The organism is Curtobacterium sp. 18060, assembly GCF_902706105.1.
Lineage (GTDB): Bacteria > Actinomycetota > Actinomycetes > Actinomycetales > Microbacteriaceae > Curtobacterium.
In genome coordinates this window covers 141,654-160,639 of record NZ_CACSJV010000003.1, presented here as the reverse complement: position 1 = coordinate 160,639, position 18,986 = coordinate 141,654, and the positions used below count along the sequence as shown (strand labels likewise).

Annotated in this window: 14 protein-coding genes; 1 reads left to right on the top strand and 13 read right to left on the bottom strand. The window is 69.9% G+C overall.

What is annotated here, in order from left to right; genetic code table 11:
* Window positions 1-192 precede the first annotated feature (192 nt).
* From GVL05_RS03225 to uvrB, 11 genes are all read right to left on the bottom strand, one after another.
* Complete coding sequence (locus GVL05_RS03225) at window positions 193-561, bottom strand: RNA polymerase-binding protein RbpA (RefSeq protein WP_027465686.1); 369 nt, start codon at window positions 559-561, stop codon at window positions 193-195.
* A gap of 3 nt (window positions 562-564) precedes the next feature.
* Entirely contained in the window at window positions 565-816 is a 252-nt protein-coding gene (gene secG, locus GVL05_RS03220; RefSeq protein WP_017887256.1) for a preprotein translocase subunit SecG, read from the bottom strand.
* Between the two features lie 108 nt (window positions 817-924).
* The gene (gene tpiA, locus GVL05_RS03215; RefSeq protein ID WP_111084168.1) at window positions 925-1,704 is read right to left on the bottom strand and encodes a triose-phosphate isomerase; all 780 of its coding nucleotides are present in this window, start codon (window positions 1,702-1,704) and stop codon (window positions 925-927) included.
* Window positions 1,701-2,918 (bottom strand): phosphoglycerate kinase, encoded by a 1,218-nt coding sequence (gene pgk, locus GVL05_RS03210; protein ID WP_131920119.1) that lies wholly within the window; start codon window positions 2,916-2,918, stop codon window positions 1,701-1,703. The genes tpiA and pgk overlap by 4 nt, the downstream gene beginning before the upstream one ends.
* A gap of 3 nt (window positions 2,919-2,921) precedes the next feature.
* The gene (gap, locus tag GVL05_RS03205; RefSeq protein WP_111083958.1) at window positions 2,922-3,926 is read right to left on the bottom strand and encodes a type I glyceraldehyde-3-phosphate dehydrogenase; all 1,005 of its coding nucleotides are present in this window, start codon (window positions 3,924-3,926) and stop codon (window positions 2,922-2,924) included.
* Between the two features lie 291 nt (window positions 3,927-4,217).
* On the bottom strand, window positions 4,218-5,198 hold the full coding sequence (gene whiA / locus GVL05_RS03200; protein WP_111083957.1) for a DNA-binding protein WhiA: 981 nt from the start codon (window positions 5,196-5,198) through the stop codon (window positions 4,218-4,220).
* Between the two features lie 75 nt (window positions 5,199-5,273).
* A complete protein-coding gene (gene rapZ, locus GVL05_RS03195) occupies window positions 5,274-6,173 on the bottom strand; it encodes an RNase adapter RapZ (RefSeq protein ID WP_111083956.1) in 900 nt (299 codons plus the stop codon).
* 103 nt (window positions 6,174-6,276) lie between these two features.
* Entirely contained in the window at window positions 6,277-8,379 is a 2,103-nt protein-coding gene (gene uvrC / locus GVL05_RS03190; RefSeq protein WP_159571232.1) for an excinuclease ABC subunit UvrC, read from the bottom strand.
* A complete protein-coding gene (gene uvrA, locus GVL05_RS03185) occupies window positions 8,380-11,406 on the bottom strand; it encodes an excinuclease ABC subunit UvrA (RefSeq protein ID WP_235035819.1) in 3,027 nt (1,008 codons plus the stop codon). It lies immediately after the preceding gene.
* Between the two features lie 49 nt (window positions 11,407-11,455).
* Window positions 11,456-12,373 (bottom strand): SDR family NAD(P)-dependent oxidoreductase, encoded by a 918-nt coding sequence (locus tag GVL05_RS03180; protein ID WP_134193795.1) that lies wholly within the window; start codon window positions 12,371-12,373, stop codon window positions 11,456-11,458.
* On the bottom strand, window positions 12,363-14,435 hold the full coding sequence (uvrB, locus tag GVL05_RS03175) for an excinuclease ABC subunit UvrB (protein ID WP_111084166.1): 2,073 nt from the start codon (window positions 14,433-14,435) through the stop codon (window positions 12,363-12,365). The genes GVL05_RS03180 and uvrB overlap by 11 nt, the downstream gene beginning before the upstream one ends.
* A gap of 193 nt (window positions 14,436-14,628) precedes the next feature.
* On the opposite strand from uvrB, the gene GVL05_RS03170 reads away from it, so the two are divergent.
* Entirely contained in the window at window positions 14,629-15,957 is a 1,329-nt protein-coding gene (locus tag GVL05_RS03170; RefSeq protein WP_159571229.1) for an MFS transporter, read from the top strand.
* Window positions 15,958-16,247: 290 nt separating this feature from the next.
* Here GVL05_RS03170 and GVL05_RS03165 read toward each other — a convergent pair whose 3' ends face one another.
* Both GVL05_RS03165 and GVL05_RS03160 read right to left on the bottom strand, forming a co-directional pair.
* Entirely contained in the window at window positions 16,248-17,459 is a 1,212-nt protein-coding gene (locus GVL05_RS03165; protein WP_159571226.1) for an acyltransferase, read from the bottom strand.
* A complete protein-coding gene (locus GVL05_RS03160; RefSeq protein WP_159571223.1) occupies window positions 17,456-18,967 on the bottom strand; it encodes a class I adenylate-forming enzyme family protein in 1,512 nt (503 codons plus the stop codon). The genes GVL05_RS03165 and GVL05_RS03160 overlap by 4 nt, the downstream gene beginning before the upstream one ends.
* Window positions 18,968-18,986: the final 19 nt, after the last annotated feature.

Sequence of the window (18,986 nt, the reverse complement as noted above, 5' to 3'; positions counted from 1 at the left end):
CGCCGAGCGGTCAAGAGCTGTCGGCTGCGGGCGTCGCAGGCGACAGAACGTGCCACCACCGCGAGCCGCGCACGGCGCGTCGTGACCACTCGGCGAGTAAGCCCCCGCGCGGTGAGCACTGCCACCCGCGCCCGCGACTCACGAAGGCCCCCACACCATCGCGGTGCGGGGGCCTTCGTCAGTGTGTGTGCGCTACGCCTTCTTGGCCGCGGTACCGCGACGCTCGCGGAGCTGCTGGAGCGCGTCCTCGAGGAGCTGCGCTGCCTCTTCCTCAGTCCGACGCTCCTTCACGTACGCGAGGTGCGTCTTGTATGGCTCCGTCTTGGAGACCACGGGAGGGTTCTCCTTGTCGCGCCCGGCGGGGAGCCCGCTCGACGGCGAATCGACCGTCTCGGGGATCTCTTCGTCCGGGAGGTTGGCGGCGAAGTACCGCACGACCTCGTTGCCGAGGGCGTCCCAGTACGAGATCGCCACACGCTCGGCCTGGACCCCACGGTCCTGTTCGCCCATCGGTCCGGCGCCGACGCGGGACCCTCGGATTGCACTGCCTCCGCTAGCCATGGATCAGACCCCCGCCGTGAACTTGTTGATGAGACCGAGCACGATGATGGAGACGATCCAGACCAGACCGAGGATCACCGTGATGCGGTTGAGGTTGCGCTCGGCGACGCCGGACGCCCCGAGGTTGCTCGTCACGCCGCCACCGAACATGTCGGAGAGGCCGCCACCGCGGCCCTTGTGCAGGAGGATGAGGAGCGTGAGCAGGAGGCTCGTGATTGCGAGCAGGACCTGCAGCACGACGGAGAGTATCGCCACGACGTACCTTTCGTGTCAGTCAGCCGTACCAGTGTACCGGCCGCGCGGGGCACGGCCGGTACACGGACGGGAGTGGTGCGGACTACAGCCCGACGCCAGCCGGTGTGGCTACAGCCCGACGTGCTGGCGGAACCGGGCGATCGCCGCGAACTCCTGCACGTCGAGGGATGCGCCGCCGACGAGGGCGCCGTCGATGTCGGGCTCACGGAGGAACCCGGCGATGTTGCCGGACTTTACCGAACCGCCGTACAGGACGCGCGTGTCGGCAGCGGCCTGGTCGCCCCAGGCAGCAGCGATGCCGCGACGGATCGCGGCGCACTCGTCCTGCGCCTGCTCCGCGGTGGCCGCCTGGCCGGAACCGATCGCCCAGACGGGCTCGTAGGCGACGACGATGTCGGACGGCTGCACGGCGTCGAGCACGACGCGGAGCTGCTCGACCGGCACGACGCCGGCGCCGCGCTGTTCGCGCTGCTCACCGGTCTCGCCGACGCAGACGACCGGCACGAGGCCGTGCTTGACGGCCGCGGCGGTCTTGGCCGCGACGACCTCGTCGGTCTCACCGTGCAGCGTGCGCCGCTCGGAGTGTCCGACGATGACGTACTGCGCGTCGAGCGCCGACAGGAACGCGCCGGAGACGTCGCCGGTGTAGGCACCGGAGTCGTACTGCGACAGGTCCTGCGCACCGAAGTGGATCGGCAGCTTGTCGGCCGAGATGAGCGTCTGCACGCTCCGCAAGTCGGTGAAGGGCGGGAACACCGCGACCTCGACGTCGTCGAAGTCGTGGCGGGCGTCCTTCAGGGTCCACGCGAGCTTCTGGACCGTGGCGATGGCCTGGAGGTGGTCCAGGTTCATCTTCCAGTTGCCGGCGATCAACGGCGTGCGGGTCATGCGGACCACCCCAGTGCTTCGAGACCGGGAAGCGACTTGCCCTCGAGGAACTCGAGGCTCGCACCGCCACCGGTCGAGATGTGCCCGAACTGGTCGTCCGAGAAGCCGAGCGAGCGGACCGCAGCGGCGGAGTCGCCACCGCCGACGACACCGAGGCCGTCGACCTCGGTCAGGGCCTTGGCGACGGTCTTCGTGCCGGCGGCGAAGGCCGGGAACTCGAACACGCCCATCGGACCGTTCCAGAACACCGTCTTCGAACCGGACACCGCCGACGCGAACCGCGCCGCCGTCTCCGGGCCGATGTCGAGGCCGATGCCGTCAGTGCCGAACGACGACGACTCGATCGCGTCGGCCGCCACCGTCTCGTGCGCCGCGTCGGCGGAGAACCCGGAGGCCACCACGACGTCGGTCGGCAGGTCGATCGTCACGCCGAGCTCCTTCGCCCGCGAGAGGTACTCGCGGACGACGTCGAGCTGTTCGGCTTCGAGCAGCGACTTCGCCACTCCGTGGCCCTGGGCCGCGAGGAAGGTGAAGAGCATGCCGCCGCCGATGCACAGCGTGTCGACCTTGGGCAGGATGTGGTCGATGACGCCGAGCTTGTCGCTGACCTTCGAGCCACCGAGCACGACCGTGTACGGCCGTTCTGGCGAGGAGGTCAGGCGCTCGAGCACCCGCAGTTCGGTCTCGATGAGCGAACCGGCTGCGCTGGGCAGCGCGGACGCGAGTTCGTAGACCGAGGCCTGCTTGCGGTGCACGACACCGAAGCCGTCGGAGACGAAGGCGTCACCGAGTGCCGCGATGCGGTCCGCGAACGCGGAGCGCGCGGCAGCGTCCTTCGAGGTCTCCTCCGGGTTGAACCGGAGGTTCTCGAGCAGCAGGACGTCGCCGTCCTCGAGGGCCCCGGCGGCTGCGGTCGCCTCGTCGCCGACGGTCTCGCCGACGAACGTGACCTCTTTGCCGAGCAGCTCGGAGAGCCGCTGGCCGACCGGCGCGAGCGAGAACTCCGGCTTGGGTTCCCCGTCGGGGCGGCCCAGGTGGGAGATCACGATGACGCGCGCGCCGGCGGTGATGAGGGTGTTGAGGGTCGTCAGGGACGCCCGCACGCGGCCGTCGTCCGTGATGGTGCCGTCCTTGAGCGGGACGTTCAGGTCACAACGGACGACGACGCGCTTGCCGGCGAGGTCGCCGAGGTCCTCGAGGGTGCGGAGGGCCATGTGTTACAGACGCTCGCCGACGTACTCGGTCAGGTCGACGAGACGGTTCGAGTAGCCCCACTCGTTGTCGTACCACGAGGTGATCTTCACGAGACCGCCGATGACCTTGGTCAGGCCGGAGTCGTAGATCGAGGAGTGCGGGTCCGTCGTGATGTCGGTCGACACCAGCGGGTCCTCGCTGTAGAGCAGGATGCCCTTGAGCGGGCCCTCTGCGGCCTCCTTGTACGCGGCGTTGATCTCGTCGACGGTGACCTCGGACTTGGTCTCGAGGGTGAGGTCGGTGATCGAGCCGGTCGGGACCGGGACGCGGAGCGCGAAGCCGTCGAGCTTGCCGGCGAGCTCCGGCATGACCTGGCCGATGGCCTTGGCGGCACCGGTCGAGGTCGGGACGATGTTCAGCGCGGCCGCACGGGCACGACGGGGGTCCTTGTGCGGGCCGTCCTGCAGGTTCTGGTCGGCGGTGTAGGCGTGGATCGTGGTCATGAGGCCACGCTCGATCCCGAACTTGTCGTTGAACACCTTGGCGAGCGGCGCGAGGCTGTTCGTGGTGCACGACGCGTTCGAGATGATGTTGTGGTTCGCCGGGTCGTACTGGTCCTCGTTCACGCCGAGGACGATGGTGACGTCGTCACCGGTGGCCGGGGCGGAGATGATGACCTTCTTGGCGCCCGCGTCGATGTGCTTCTGCGCATCGGCGGCCTTGGTGAAGAAGCCGGTCGACTCGATGACGATGTCGACGCCCAGCTCGCCCCAGGGGAGGTTGGCGGGGTCGCGCTCCGCGAGGACCTTGATGGCCTTGCCGTCGACGACGATGTTGTCGCCGTCGAGCTCGACGGAGACGCCGAGACGACCCGTGATGGAGTCGAACTTCAGCAGGTTCGCCAGCGCGGCGTTGTCGGTGAGGTCGTTCACCGCCACGATCTCGAGGTCGGAGCCCTTCGCGAGGGCGGCCCGGAAGAAGTTGCGGCCGATACGGCCGAAGCCGTTGATACCGATCTTGACGGTCAATGGATCTCCTGGTGGGTGTGGAGCGCCCGAGGGGCGCTGCTTTCGGAGGGCGCTGGCCCTGTCGGGCCCGCGTGTGGTGGACGATACGCCCCGTAACGTCGCCGTAACGTCGCCGTAACGACCCTAGCAGTCGGACCCTGCCAGGCAGTGCGGTGTGACGGTCCGTCCGGACGGTCGTCCGCAACGTCCGGAACGACGTCGGTGCGGCCCGTGAGCGCCCCCACAGAACGGACGGGAGGCGCGGTGCCAGCTGGCACCGCGCCTCCCGTCATGCAGGTCGGACGACCCGTCTCAGACGCCCTCGAGCTCCTCGGGGACGCTCGCTTCCGTCCCGGGGATGCCGAGGTCGGACGCGCGCTTGTCGGCCATGGCGAGGAGTCGGCGGATGCGACCGGCGATGGCGTCCTTCGTCATGGGCGGGTCGGCGTGCTGGCCGAGCTCGTCGAGCGACGCGTCGCGGTGCTGCAGGCGCAGCGCGCCGGCGTACTGCAGGTGGTCGGGGACCTCGTCGCCGAGGATCTCGAGCGCGCGCTCGACGCGGGCGCAGGCGGCGACGGCGGCCTGCGCCGAACGGCGGAGGTTGGCGTCGTCGAAGTTGACGAGGCGGTTCGCGGTCGCACGGACCTCGCGACGCTGCCGCATCTCCTCCCAGTCGGCGGTGGTGCGGGCGGCGCCCATCACCGTGAGCATCTGGCCGATGGCCTCGCCGTCGCGGATGACGACGCGGTGGACGCCACGGACCTCGCGGCCCTTCGCGGCGACGCCGAGACGCGACGCGGCGCCGACGAGGGCCATGGCGGCCTCGTTGCCGGGGCACGTGACCTCGAGCGCTGCGGCCCGGCCCGGGTCGGTCAGGGTGCCGGAGGCGAGGAACGCACCGCGCCAGATCGCGGCGAGGTCCTCGCGGTTGCCCGTGGTGAGCCGGTTCGGCAGCCCGCGGACGGGGCGACGACGGGCGTCCATCAGACCGGTCTGGCGTGCGAGGGTCTCCCCCGCCTCGAGCACGCGGACCAGGTAGCGGGTGCCACGACGGGACGACGCGGACGAGCCCACCGACGCCTCGCTGCGGACGCCGTACAGCTCGGCGAGGTCCTTGCGGACCCGGTGCACGATGATCCGGGTGTCGAGCTCCACCTCGACCGCGATGCGGCCCGAGATGACGTGCAGGCCACCCGCGAACCGGAGGATCGTGGCCAGTTCGGCGGCGCGGACCGTGTTGCGGTTCACGGCGACCCTGGCCAGTTCGTCCTTGACCTCGGCAGTCAACGGCACAGCATCATTCCTAACGTTCATCTGGTGGTCCCGCGATTCCGGCGGCACGTACGTGGGGAGCGGCCGGAGGGACGGTCACTCCCGGCCGAGATCTCGGTTCTTCACACGCACGGCGACGCCAGGCATCCCGCGGAGGAGGTTCGCCAACTCGGCGACGATGGCGACCGAGCGGTGCTTCCCGCCGGTACAGCCGATGGCGATCGTAGCGTGTCTTTTGTTCTCGCGCTGGTACCCCTCGAGCACCGGCTCGAGCACGGAGACGTACCGATCGACGAACGGACGGGCTCCGGCCTGGGCCAGGACGTAGTCCGAGACGGGCTGGTCGAGGCCCGTGTGGGCCCGGAGTTCCGGGACCCAGTAGGGGTTCGGCAGGAACCGGACGTCGGCCACCATGTCGGCGTCGGCGGGCAGTCCGTACTTGAACCCGAAGCTCATGAGCGTCACCTGAACACCCACGAAGTGATCGTCGGCGAACTGCTCGGTGACGGTGTTCGCGAGCTGGTGGATGTTGAGGTCCGAGGTGTCGATCACCATGTCGGATGCCTCGCGCAGACCAGCCAACCGTGTCCGCTCGCGCGCGATGCCGTCGAGCAGGGTGTCCTCGCCCTGGAGCGGGTGGGGTCGTCGGACCTGCTCGAAGCGCCGCACCAGGACGGCGTCGGTGGCTTCGAGGAACAGCACCCGGACCCGTGCGGACGTGGTCGACCGCACCTGTTCGACCGCGTGCTCCGGGTCCGTGAAGAACCGTCCGCCGCGGACGTCGACGACCGTGGCGATCTTCGGGATCTTCTCGCCGGCGCGGTCGGCCAGCTCGGTGAGCGGTGCCAGCATCTGCGTCGGCAGGTTGTCGACGACGTACCAGCCGAGGTCTTCGAGGGCCTTGCCGACCGTCGAACGCCCGGCCCCGGACATGCCGGTGACGATGAGGATGTCGTGCTGCGACGCGTGCGCGGTCGCTGTGGCGCTGTCGGTCATCTGGGAGTGGGCTCCGTCGTGGCGGCCCGGGCGCGTCGCCCGGGGAGGTCTCGGCTGCGGGACCAGGGTATCGCCCGACAGGTGTCGGGAGGCACGGGATGCGTCACGTGGGCAGCTGCGGACCGTCGTGGGTCACGTCTGGGACCCGCACCGGGCCTCCTCGGAGTGGAGCTGCGTCCGCAGCCTCCGCGATGTCCGCGATGTCCGCGATGTCCGCGGTGTCCGTCGGGTCCGTCTCGGCGTCCGGCGCGCTCGTCGGGCTCGCCGTGCTGGTGGCCGGCGCGCTCGTCGGGGTCTGCTGCAGCTTCGTGACGACCGCCGCGGCGGTCGCCGGACCGACACCGTTGACCTCGCTGATCTCGTCGGCCGTGGCCTCGCGCAGCCGTGCCACGGATCCGAAGTGCTTGAGCAGCGCATTCACCCGCGACGGCCCGAGCCCGGGGATCTCCGACAGCCGGGACCGCACGTCGCGCTTGCGGCGGGTGCGCTGGTGCGTGATCGCGAACCGGTGCGCCTCGTCGCGGATGCGCTGGATGAGGAAGAGCGCCTCGGAGTTGCGCGGCATGATCACCGGGAAGTCGTCGTCGGGCAGCCAGAGCTCCTCGAGACGCTTCGCGATGCCGACCAGCGCGATGTCCTGCACCCCGGCTTCGTCCAGCGCGCGCTTGGCGGCCTGCACCTGGGGTTGTCCACCGTCGACGATGAGCAGTTGCGGCCGGTAGGCGAACCGCTTCGAGGGCTTGGAGCCCTCGACCACCTCGGCGCTCGTCACGTCGGGGACGTCCGGCAGGTCGGCGTCCTCGTCGAGGCGCGCCAGGCGCCGGGTGAGCACCTGGTACATGCTGTCGGTGTCGTCGGTGGTCTCGGCGATCGTGTAGCGGCGGTACTGGTCCTTGCGGGGCAGGCCGTCCTCGAACACCACCATCGACGCCACGACGTTCGTGCCCTGCAGGTGCGAGATGTCGTAGCACTCCATGCGGAGCGGGGCCTCGGTCATGCCGAGGGCGTCCTGGATGTCGGCGAGGGCCGCGGAGCGCGTCGTGTAGTCGGCCGACCGCTTCGTCTTGTAGAGCATCAGCGCCTGGGCGGCGTTCTGCGCGGCCGTGCGGGCCAGGCCGGCACGGTCACCGCGTTGCGCCGTGCTGAGCTTCGTGCCGCGGCCGCCCCGTCGTTCGCTGAGCCACTGCTGCAGCGCGTCGGCGTCCTCGGGCAGGGTCGGCACCACGACCTCGCGCGGGGGTTCCTCGGCGACGGCGGCCGGCGTGAGCTCGTTGTCGGCGTAGACGCCCTGCACGATCTGCTCGACCAGGTCACCGGTCGAGATGTCGAGTTCCTTGTCGACGACCCACCCGCGGACACCGCGGATGCGCCCGCCACGGACCGAGAACAGCTGGACGGCGGCGGCGAGTTCGTCCTCGGCGATGCCGAACAGGTCGAGGTCCACCGAGTCGCGGAGCACCACGGCGGACTTCTCGAGCACGGCCTCGAGCGCCTCGACCTGGTCGCGGAACTTCGCGGCCTGTTCGTACTGCATTGCATCGGCCGATGCGCCCATGCGCTGGCGCAGCTCGGTGATCACCCGGCGGTCGTAGCTGTTCATGAACCGCACGAACTCCTCGACGAGCGCACGGTGCTCCTCGATGGTGACGCGCTGCGAGCAGGGACCGCCGCACTTGCCGATCTGCCCGGGGAAGCAGGGCTTGCCCGTCTGCATCGCGCGCTTGTACGACGAGTCCGAGCAGGTGCGGATCGGGAACACCTTGATCATCAGGTCGATGGTGTCGTGCACCGCCCAGATCTTCGGGTACGGCCCGAAGTACTTCGCACCCTTGATCTTCCGGTTCCGCGTGACCATCACCCGTGGGGCCTCGTCCGCCATGGTGATCGCCATGTACGGGTACGACTTGTCGTCACGGAACTTGACGTTGAACGGCGGGTCGAACTCCTTGATCCAGGTGTACTCGAGCTGCAGTGCCTCGATCTCGGAGCCGACCGTCGTCCACTCCACGCTGCGGGCCGTCAGCACCATGCGCCGGGTGCGTTCGTGCAGCGTCGGCAGCGGTGCGAAGTAGTTGCTCAGCCGGGCGCGGAGGTTCTTCGCCTTGCCGACGTAGAGCACCCGGCCGGCCTCGTCACGCCAGCGGTAGACGCCCGGGTCGGTCGGGATCTCCCCCGCCTTCGGGCGCCACGGGACGGTGTCCGCCACCTACCGTGCACCCGCCTTCTGCTTGGTCGACTTGCCCGGTCGGCTCGCCGTGCGGGCCTCCACCGCCTGCTGCTTGCCGACCCGGGCGTCCTGTGCGTCGAAGATCTCCCGCAGGAAGACGCCCGTGAAGCTCTCCGGCACGTCGGCCACGTGCTCAGGGGTGCCGGTCGCGAGCACCGTACCGCCGCCGGCGCCACCCTCTGGGCCCATGTCGATGACCCAGTCGGCCGACTTGATCACGTCGAGGTTGTGCTCGATCGTGATGACGGTGTTGCCCTTGTCGACCAGGCTCTGCAGCACGATGAGCAGCTTGCGGACGTCCTCGAAGTGCAGACCCGTCGTCGGCTCGTCGAGCACGTAGACGGTCCGGCCGTTCGAGCGGCGCTGCAGCTCGGTGGCGAGCTTGACGCGCTGTGCCTCGCCGCCGGAGAGCGTGGTCGCGCTCTGGCCGAGACGGACGTACCCGAGGCCCACGTCGACGAGCGTCGCCATGTACCGGTGGATCGCGGAGATCGGTTCGAAGAACTCGGCCGCCTCGCTGATCGGCATGTCCAGGACCTCGGAGATGCTCTTGCCCTTGTAGTGGACCTGGAGCGTCTCGCGGTTGTAGCGCGCGCCGCCGCAGACCTCGCACGCGACGTAGACGTCGGGCAGGAAGTTCATCTCGATCTTGATCGTGCCGTCGCCGGAGCAGTTCTCGCACCGGCCGCCCTTGACGTTGAAGCTGAACCGACCGGGCTGGTAGCCACGGGTCTTCGCCTCGGGTGTCTCGGCGAACAGCTGACGGATCCGGTCGAACACGCCCGTGTAGGTCGCCGGGTTCGACCGCGGCGTGCGGCCGATCGGGGCCTGGTCGACGTGCACGACCTTGTCCAGCTGGTCGAGGCCCTTGACGCGGGTGTGCTTGCCGGCGATGTGCCGGGCGCCGTTGAGCTGGTTCGCGAGCACCTTGTACAAGATGTCGTTGACCAGGGTGGACTTGCCCGACCCGCTCACGCCGGTGACCGCGGTGAACACCCCGAGCGGGAAGTCGGCGTCGATCGTCTTGAGGTTGTTCGCCCGTGCGCCCTGCACGCTGATGGTGCGCTTCAGGTTGACCTTGCGACGCTCGGCGGGGACGTCGATCGCACGACGGCCGGCGAGGTAGTCCCCCGTCACCGACTCGCGGTTCGCGATGATGCCCTCGTACGAGCCCGAGTGCACGACGTTGCCGCCGTTGACGCCGGCCCCGGGGCCGATGTCGACGACCCAGTCGGCCGTGCGGATGGTGTCCTCGTCGTGCTCGACGACGATCAGGGTGTTGCCGAGGTCCTTGAGCTTGACCAGGGTGTCGATGAGGCGGCGGTTGTCGCGCTGGTGCAGCCCGATGCTCGGCTCGTCGAGCACGTACAGCACCCCGGTCAGGCCGGAGCCGATCTGCGTCGCGAGACGGATGCGCTGTGCTTCGCCACCGGAGAGCCCGCCGGCGCCGCGCGCCAGGGTCAGGTAGTTCAGCCCGACCTCGAGCAGGAACTCGAGGCGCGCCCGGATCTCGCGCAGGACCGCCGCGGCGATGTGCGCTTCGCGGTCGGTGAGCGTCAGGGTGTCCATGAACGCGTACGCGTTGTCGAGGGACATGTCGGTGACGTCGGCGATGCTGCGGCCGTCGACCGTGACCGCCAGGACCTCGGGCTTGAGGCGTGTTCCCTCGCACACCGGGCACGGGACCTCGCGCAGGTAGCCCTGGAAGCGCTGGCGCTGCGAGTCCGACTCGGCCTCGGCGAACTTGCGCTCGATGTAGGGCATGACGCCCTCGAACCCGCTGGTGTAGCGCATCTCGCGGCCGAACCGGTTGCGCCAGGACACCGACACCTGGAAGTCCTTGCCCGTCAAGATCGCGGCCTGCACCGAGGCGTCGAGCTGGCTCCACGGGGTGTCGAGCGTGAACCCGAGGTCCTTGCCGAGGCCGGCGAGGAGCTTCTCGAAGTACGAGTACAGCCCGCTCGCGCCGGTCCAGGGCAGCAGGACGCCGTCGCGCAGCGAGGCATCGGGGTCGCCGAGCACCAGGTCCGGGTCCACCGACATGCGCGTGCCGAGCCCGGAGCACTCCGGGCAGGCGCCGAACGGCGCGTTGAACGAGAACGTGCGGGGCTCGATCTCGGTCAGCGCGAGCGGGTGGTTGTTCGGGCACGACAGGTTCTCGGAGTAGGTGCGCACCGCACCGGGACCGTCGTGGTCGACCAGGTCGATGCCGACCGTGCCACCGGTCAGGCGCAGTGCCGTCTCGAGTGAGTCGGTGAGCCGACCGAGGATGTCCTCGTTCGACACGAGACGATCGACGATCACCGAGATGTCGTGCTTGACCTGCTTCTTGAGCTTCGGCGGGTCGCTGAGCTGGATGCGCTCACCGTCGACGATCGCGCGGGCGTAGCCGGACGCCGCGAGTTCCTGGAAGAGGTCGACGAACTCGCCCTTCTTCTTGGAGATGACCGGGGCGAGCACCTGGAAGCGCGTGCCGGACTCGAACTCCATGAGCTGGTCGGCGATCTGCTGCACGGTCTGCTTGCTGATGACCTCGCCGCACGTCGGGCAGTGCGGCACCCCGATGCGCGCCCAGAGCAGACGCATGTAGTCGTAGACCTCGGTGATCGTGCCCACCGTCGACCGCGGGTTGCGGTTCGTCGACTTCTGGTCGATCGACACCGCGGGCGACAGCCCTTCGATGAAGTCGACGTCGGGCCGGTCGACCTGGCCGAGGAACTGCCTGGCGTACGCGGACAGGGACTCGACGTAGCGTCGCTGGCCCTCGGCGAAGATCGTGTCGAAGGCCAGCGACGACTTGCCGGATCCGGACAGGCCGGTGAACACCACGAGGGAGTCACGGGGGATCTCGAGGTCGACGTTCCGGAGGTTGTGCACCCGGGCCCCGCGGACGCTGAGCGTCGAGGAGCCGGTCGGGACGGTCACGCCGGGGAGGTGGGGGTCGGTCGGCTCGCCGAAGGCGTTCCGGCCCGAGGTCGCGGTGCCGCGGTCAGAGGTGATTGTCATCGCCGTCGATTCTACGAAAGGGGTCCGACATCCGCCCGCGAGTCGGTGGTCAGACGAGTGCGTCGAGAGCGAACGCGACCCCGGAACGACGCTCGCTGGCCGTCCAGAGCCGAGCGGCGGCGGTCCGGTCGTGGGCGCGCGGCTCGGCACGGACCACGGCTGCGGGTCCGCGCAGCTGCATCCACCCGGCCGGGCCCCAGTACTCCCCCGAGCGCACGTCCGCGGCGACCGCAGCGTGCACGAGGGGTTCGGCACCGGCGTCCTTGCCCTGGGCGTACAGACGCTGCGCCGGCCGGGTCCACGCGGGTTCCGGGCGTGACGGTGCGACGTCCGGGCGCTCCGGCGAGAGCGCGTCGAGCGACAACCCGGGGTGCGCGACCACGCTGGCGACGGACGAGCCCGCATCCGCCAACCGCTGGGCAAGTTCGAAGCCGAACAGCATCACCGCGAGCTTGCTGCGGCCGTACTGCCGGTAGCTGGAGTAGTGGCCGACGCGGAACGGGTCGCCCGTGTCGAGGCTGGCCCACCGGTGTGCGATCGACCCGAGGTGCACGACGCGACCGCCACGCTGTTCGAGCAGCGGCATCGTCAGCGCCGTCCAGGCGAAGTGCCCCAGGTGGTTCGTGCCGATCTGCAGCTCGGTGCCCTGTGCGGTGGTGCTCGGGGTCGAGGCCCCGACGACGCCGGCGTTGTTCACGATCGCGTCGACGCCGTCCGGTTCGAGGGCCGCGAGCTCGTCAGCGGCGGCACGGACGGAGTCGAGGTCGGCGAGGTCGAGGTGCACGTGCGCCAACGACGCTCCGTCCACGTGCCGCCGGATGCTCTGTTCCGCTGCTGCTGCGCGACCGCGGTCGCGGGTGGCGAGCACGACCCGGTGCCCCGACGCGGCGAGCTGCTCGGCCGCGTGGTACCCGAGGCCCGCGCTCGCCCCGGTGACGACGACCGTGCGGCGATCTTCAGCTGACATGCCCGGCCGACTCCATCTGCCGCAGCGCCTTCTTCAGGTCCTGCACCTCGTCGCGGAGTCGCGCGGCGAGTTCGAACTTCAGCTCCGCTGCCGCCTGCAGCATCTGGTCGTTGAGGTCGCCGATCGTCGCCTCGAGCTGGGTCGCGCCCTCGCCCGCGATGCCGCCGCGCTTCAGGTTGGGCGTGGGCGAGCGGCGACCGTCGGCGCCGGGACGACCCTGCAGCAGCGCCTTGGTGTCGTCGTTCTCGCGCTGCAGCACCTCGGTGATGTCGGCGATCTTCTTGCGGAGCGGCTGCGGGTCGATGCCGCGCTCCAGGTTGTACGCGACCTGCTTCTCGCGACGACGATCGGTCTCCTCGATCGCGGTCTTCATCGAGTCGGTCATCTTGTCGGCGTACATGAGCACCTGGCCCGACACGTTGCGGGCCGCGCGACCGATCGTCTGGATGAGCGACGTGGACGACCGCAGGAAGCCTTCCTTGTCGGCGTCGAGGATGGCCACCAGGGACACCTCGGGCAGGTCGAGGCCTTCTCGAAGCAGGTTGATGCCGACGAGCACGTCGTAGACGCCCTGTCGCAGTTCGGTCAGGAGCTCGACGCGCTTGAGCGTGTCGACGTCGGAGTGCAGGTACCGCACCCGCACACCGGCGTTGCCGAGGAAGTCGGTCAGCTCTTCCGCCATGCGCTTCGTCAGGGTCGTGACGAGCACGCGCTCGTCCTTGTCGACGCGCTGCTTGATCTCCTCGAGCAGGTCGTCGATCTGGCCGTCGCTCGGCTTCACGACGATCTCGGGATCGACGAGGCCGGTCGGGCGGATGATCTGCTCGACGACGCTGTCCGTGATGCCGAGCTCGTACCGACCGGGCGTCGCCGACAGGAAGACCTTCTGCCCGACGCGGTCGAGGAACTCCTCGAACCGCAGCGGACGGTTGTCGAGCGCGCTCGGCAGCCGGAACCCGTGGTCGACGAGGGTGCGCTTGCGCGAGGCGTCGCCTTCGTACATCGCGCCGATCTGCGGCACGGTGACGTGCGACTCGTCGATGACGATGAGGAAGTCGTCGGGGAAGTAGTCGATGAGGCAGTGCGGTGCCTCGCCCGCGACGCGGCCGTCCATGTGCCGCGAGTAGTTCTCGATGCCCGAGCAGAAGCCGATCTGCTCCATCATCTCGATGTCGAACGTGGTGCGCATGCGGAGCCGCTGGGCCTCGAGCAGCTTGCCCTGTCCCTCGAGCTCGGCCAGGCGCTCGGCGAGCTCCGCCTTGATGTCGACGATGGCGCGGTGCATGACGTCGGTGTCGGCGACGTAGTGCGACGCCGGGAAGATCGACACGGCGGGCAGGTCGTTGATCACGTTGCCGGTCAGCGGGTGCAGGGAGGAGAGCGCTTCGACCTCGTCGCCGAACATCTCGATCCGGATGGCGTGCTCTTCGTACATCGGGATGATCTCGATGGTGTCGCCGCGCACGCGGAAGGTACCGCGAGCGAAGTCGACGTCGTTGCGCTGGTACTGCATCGAGACGAACTTGCGCACGAGCTGGTCGCGCGAGATCGTCTGCCCGACGTGCAGTGCCACCGAGGCGTTCATGTACTGCTCGGGTGTGCCGAGGCCGTAGATGCAGGACACCGTCGACACCACGACGACGTCGCGCCGGCTGAGCAGCGAGTTGGTCGTCGAGTGCCGGAGCCGCTCGACCTCGGCGTTGACCGAGGAGTCCTTCTCGATGAAGGTGTCCGTCTGCGGGACGTACGCCTCGGGCTGGTAGTAGTCGTAGTACGACACGAAGTACTCGACCGCGTTGTTCGGCATCAGACTGCGGAACTCGTTCGCCAACTGGGCGGCGAGGGTCTTGTTGTGCGCGAGCACGAGCGTCGGCCGCTGCACCTGCTCGATGAGCCACGCGGTCGTCGCCGACTTGCCCGTACCGGTCGCACCGAGCAGCACGACGTCGGTCTCACCGGCGTTGATGCGCCCGGCGAGCTCGGCGATGGCCGCGGGCTGGTCGCCACTCGGCGTGTACTCGCTGATGACCTCGAACGGACGTACCGCTCGGGTCGGTTCGATCGCAACACCCATGCCCGCAACGGTAGTCGGCACCCCTGACACCGGCGCCCCTGCTCGCCCTGGGCGTATCGTCCTCGCCAAGCAGCCTCCAAGTCCGCTGATAACCAGCGGGCATAGCGTCCGGTCCGTTCAGCAACCCGATCGCTCCGCACGTCCCCGACGAGCCAGCACGAGCCACACCCGAAGAGGCCCCATGACGACGGCGACCCCCGCCGCACCGACGAAGGGCACCCCGTTCCGCGGACGCATCCGCGGACGAGTGCTCCTCCTGCTCTGCTGCATGTACGCGATCTCGTACATCGACCGGACGAACATCTCGACGGCGCTGCCGCACATCACCGAGGAGTTCGGCTTCAACGAGGCCACCGCGGGCCTGATCGTGTCCGCGTTCTCACTGCCCTACGCGCTGCTGCAGGTCTTCGGCGGCACGATCAGCGAGAAGTTCGGACCGCGGAAGGCCCTCTTCGTCATCACCGTGGTGTGGGGCGTCGCGACACTGTGGACCGGCTTCGCGGTCGGCTTCTGGACCCTGTTCGCGGCCCGGGCGCTCCTCGGGCTCAGCGAGGCCGCGGCGTTCCCGACCGCGACCCAGGCCATGACCCGCTGGATCCCCCGCGACCGCAACGGCTTCGCGCAGGGCGTCGTGCACTCCGCGGCCCGGCTCGGCAACGCGCTGGCCCCGCTGCTCGTCGCCTGGGTGATCGGTTCGACGGGCAGCTGGCGGTGGGCGTTCTTCGCCACAGCGGTCCTGTCCTTCGCCTGGGGCATCGTCTGGTTCGTCTGGTTCCGCGACAAGCCCGAGTCCACGAAGGGCATCACGCAGGTCGAGATCGACGAGCTCCCGCCCGTCGAGACGCGTGCGACCCGTCCGCCGGTGCCGTGGCGGCAGATGGCGCGGCAGATCCTGCCGGTGACCTTCGTCGACTTCGGCTACGGCTGGACCCTCTGGGTGTTCCTCACGTGGCTGCCGACGTTCCTCAGCTCGACCTACGGGCTCGAGATCGGCGACTTCGCGCTGTTCACCACGCTCATCCTGCTCGCCGGCGTCGTCGGGGACACGGTCGGCGGCATGCTCAGCGACCGGATCATCCACCGCGGCGGCAACACCCGGAACGCCCGACGGACCGTCCTGGTGATCGGACTCGGCGGGTCGCTCGTCTGCCTCATCCCGCTCGTCATCGGGCAGGGCCTGCTCGTCGCGACGATCTCGCTCGCGCTGTCGTTCTTCTTCCTGGAGCTCTGCAACGCGAACCTCTGGGCGATCCCGATGGACGTCGCCCCGCAGTGGTCCGGCACCGCGTCCGGCTTCATGAACACCGGCTTCGGCATCGCCGGCGTGGTCTCCCCCATTGTCTTCGGGCTGCTCATCGACGCGTCCGGCTGGCAGCTGCCGTTCGCCCTGTCGTGCGTGCTACTCGGCGCCGCGGCGGTCGTCGCGTGGTTCATGAAGCCGCAGCGGCTCACGTCGACGAACGGCGTCCTCGAGGTCGGCACCCCCGCCGCCGAGCAGCGCGCCCCCTGACCCGCGACGCGCACTGTCAGCGGCACGCCGTGCCGAATCGGGCGTACCTGGTCGAAAGGAACGACCAGGTACGCCCGATTCCGCTGGCCGCAACGGGACCCGCCGGGCGCGTGCGCGGCCCTGGTGGTCCCCGACCGCCGGACGGGAGGCCCGGGTCCGGCCCGACCCGCGCCTCCCGTCCGCCGCGCAGCGCGTCCACCGCCGCGCAGCGCTTCCGCCGCCGCGCACAGCGAGCAGGAACGGGCGTACCTGGTCGGAAGAACCGACCAGGGACGCCCGGAACGGACAGGTCAGCGCTGCGGACTGCGCGCCCGACGCTGGGCTCGGGACGCGAGCGACGGGCGGCCGGTGAGCGGCACGCTCAGCGGGGTCCACCGGAACGCCTCGGTGACCGCCACGGACAGCGCCACCACGAGCAGGTACGTGACGAGCGTCAGCCACGGCCGCGGCACCACGGCCTCGAGCCAGCTGTCGCCGTACAGCAGGATCCAGATGAGGAACGGGTGGCTCAGGAAGATCCCGAACGACCGGTCCGAGGCGTAGTCGACGAAGCGCGCGACCGGGCTGCCGGGACGCCGACGATCCGCCCAGCGCGCACCGATCGCCAGGAAGCCGACGAAGACCGCGGTGCTCCACACGGCCTCGATCGGTTGCAGCGGAGTCCCGGCAGCGTAGAGCGACTGGCCGAGGGCGACCTGGAGCGCCCAGACGCCGAGCGTCAGTGCGCCGACGCCGGCGAAGGCCCAGAGCACGGCCCGGCGGTGCACCCGGATGAACCGGAGGAACGCGTCGGCGTGGTCGGCGGCGATCGCCCCGGAGACGATGAAGAACACGTACGAGAAGAAGAACTGCTTCTGGTAGCCGTGCAGCCAGGCGTCGCTCGCCGGGAAGTACTTGTACCCGGCGAACACGACGAGCTGCACCACCAGCGCCACGACGAGCGTCGTGACGTGGTGCCCGCGGGTCTTCCGGACCAGCCACACGATGACCGGCAACAACAGGTACACCTGCATGGTCACGAGCAGGAAGTACAGGTGGTACCAGGACGAGCCGGTGACGATGCCCTCGGCGAGGGTGCGCACCAGGTCGGGCACGTCGCCCCGACGGGTGCTGCTGAGGAGCCAGCTCGAGCCGACGTACACGAACGACCACGCCAGGTACGGCACCCCGACGAGCAGGAACCGCTTCGGCCAGAACTGCGCCATCGGCCGCGGTCGCAGCGTGTAGCTGTAGACGAGCACGAACGCCGTCAGCGAGAAGAAGACGAGCCGGGTGAAGTGCAGCAGGGCGAGCAGCGCGTTCAGGCCGACGTCGTCGGAGGCGGCGGTGTGGCTGGTGGTGTGCACGCCGATGACGCAGGCGAAGGTCAGGATCCGGAGGACGTCGACCTCGTACAGGTGGCGAGGCTTGCCCGCCGCGGTGCGGGTCGGGGTCTGGACCTGTGGCTGTGGCTGCGGCTGGGCCTGCGGCTGCGACTGCGACTGCGGCTGGGCGCCGGTCACGACGGCTGCGCCATCGTCCGCACCTTCGCCCGCTGCACCTTGCCGGTGGGCGCGCGCGGCAGGTCGGGGACCACGATGATCTCGACGGGGCGGCGGAAGCGGGTCAGGTGGGCCTCGGCGCGCGCGGTCAGGTCGGCGACGAGCACGGCGGCGTCGGCTTCGTCGGCTTCGTCGGCTTCGCCCTGCTGCAGGATCACGTACGCCACCGGGACGGCCCCGAGCACGTCGTCCGGCCGCCCGACCACGACGGCCTCGAGCACCCGGGGATCGCCGAGCAGGACGTCCTCGACCTCGGAGGGGTAGACCTTCTCGCCGCCACGGTTGATGACGTCGTCTGAGCGTCCGGCGAGCGAGACCCAGCCGTCCGCAGCGACGGACCCCACATCTCCCGTGCTCAGCCAGCCGTCGGCGTCGAAGCGGTCGGGAGCGCGCCCGAACAGGTAGCGCCCGACGATCCCCGGGCCGCGCACCCACAGCGCACCGACCTCGTCGGCGGGCAGGGCTGCGCCGTCCTCGTCGCGTGCCTGCACCTCGGACCCGACGGGCACGCCGACGGTCCCGGGGCGAGCAGGCGCGTCCAGCGGTGTCGCGGTGATCTGCGACGCACCTTCGGTCATCCCCCAGCTCAGGACGAGCGGGACGTCACCGAGTGCCGTGCGCACCGGGTCCGGCAGCGGTGCCGAAGCGCTCCGGACGAACCGGAGGCCCTCCGGGAAGTCCAACGGCCCGGTCTTCGCGAGCACGGCGAGGATCGCCGGCACCGCGTTCAGCCAGGTGATGCGCCGCTCGGCGAGCAGTTCCCAGAACCCGGTCCGCCGGAAGCGCACGTCGAGCACGAGCGTCGCCCCGGCGACGAGCGTCGCCAGCAGGCCGACGACCTCGGCGTTGACGTGGAACAGCGGCAGCGAGTTGAACCCGCGGTCGCGGCCGGTCAACCCGTTGTGCCGCGCGACCGCCCGCGCGACGAACAGCAGCTGCGACTCCGGCAGCTCGACGCCCTTCGGAGCGCCGGTCGACCCGGAGGTGAAGAGCACCACGGACCCCTCGCCCGGTGCGTCCGGGCTCTGCGTGGGCACGTCACCGTCACGGACGGCGGCCGGGAGGAACGTGGCCGCGTCGATCCCGCTGGCGGGCACTCCGGGGACGGTCCCGTCCACGGCGCGGTCCGACACCACGATCGAGGCCCCGCCGATCAGGTCTGCGAGACGGCCCGGCTCGGTCGCCGGCTGTCCGGTGTCCACCGGGACGGCACGGCGCCCGGTCGCCACGGCGGTCAGGTGCACCACGGCGAACGCGAGGGGATCGCCGACGTCGACGAGGACGGCTCCGGAGGCGGGTACGCCGATCGCGTCGAACGTCGCGGACCAGGCGGTCACGGCGTCCTCGAGCGCTCGGTAGGTCAGGACGCGCGCGGAACGGGCGTCCTCCAGGTAGGGGCGCTCGGGGCTCTCCACCGCGCGGTCGCGGATGAGCGAGCGCAGGTCGGGTTCTCCGTCGACGGGCTGCACCAGCAGAGGCTAGTGCGCG

What these genes read in the sequence shown, in the direction of transcription:
- GVL05_RS03170 (WP_159571229.1), top strand. Translation starts at nt 14,629, where the DNA reads ATGACGACGGCGACCCCCGCCGCACCGACGAAGGGCACCCCGTTCCGC.
- rapZ (WP_111083956.1), bottom strand. Translation starts at nt 6,173, where the DNA reads ATGACCGACAGCGCCACAGCGACCGCGCACGCGTCGCAGCACGACATC.
- uvrA (WP_235035819.1), bottom strand. Translation starts at nt 11,406, where the DNA reads ATGACAATCACCTCTGACCGCGGCACCGCGACCTCGGGCCGGAACGCC.
- GVL05_RS03180 (WP_134193795.1), bottom strand. Translation starts at nt 12,373, where the DNA reads ATGTCAGCTGAAGATCGCCGCACGGTCGTCGTCACCGGGGCGAGCGCG.
- GVL05_RS03225 (WP_027465686.1), bottom strand. Translation starts at nt 561, where the DNA reads ATGGCTAGCGGAGGCAGTGCAATCCGAGGGTCCCGCGTCGGCGCCGGA.
- pgk (WP_131920119.1), bottom strand. Translation starts at nt 2,918, where the DNA reads ATGGCCCTCCGCACCCTCGAGGACCTCGGCGACCTCGCCGGCAAGCGC.
- tpiA (WP_111084168.1), bottom strand. Translation starts at nt 1,704, where the DNA reads ATGACCCGCACGCCGTTGATCGCCGGCAACTGGAAGATGAACCTGGAC.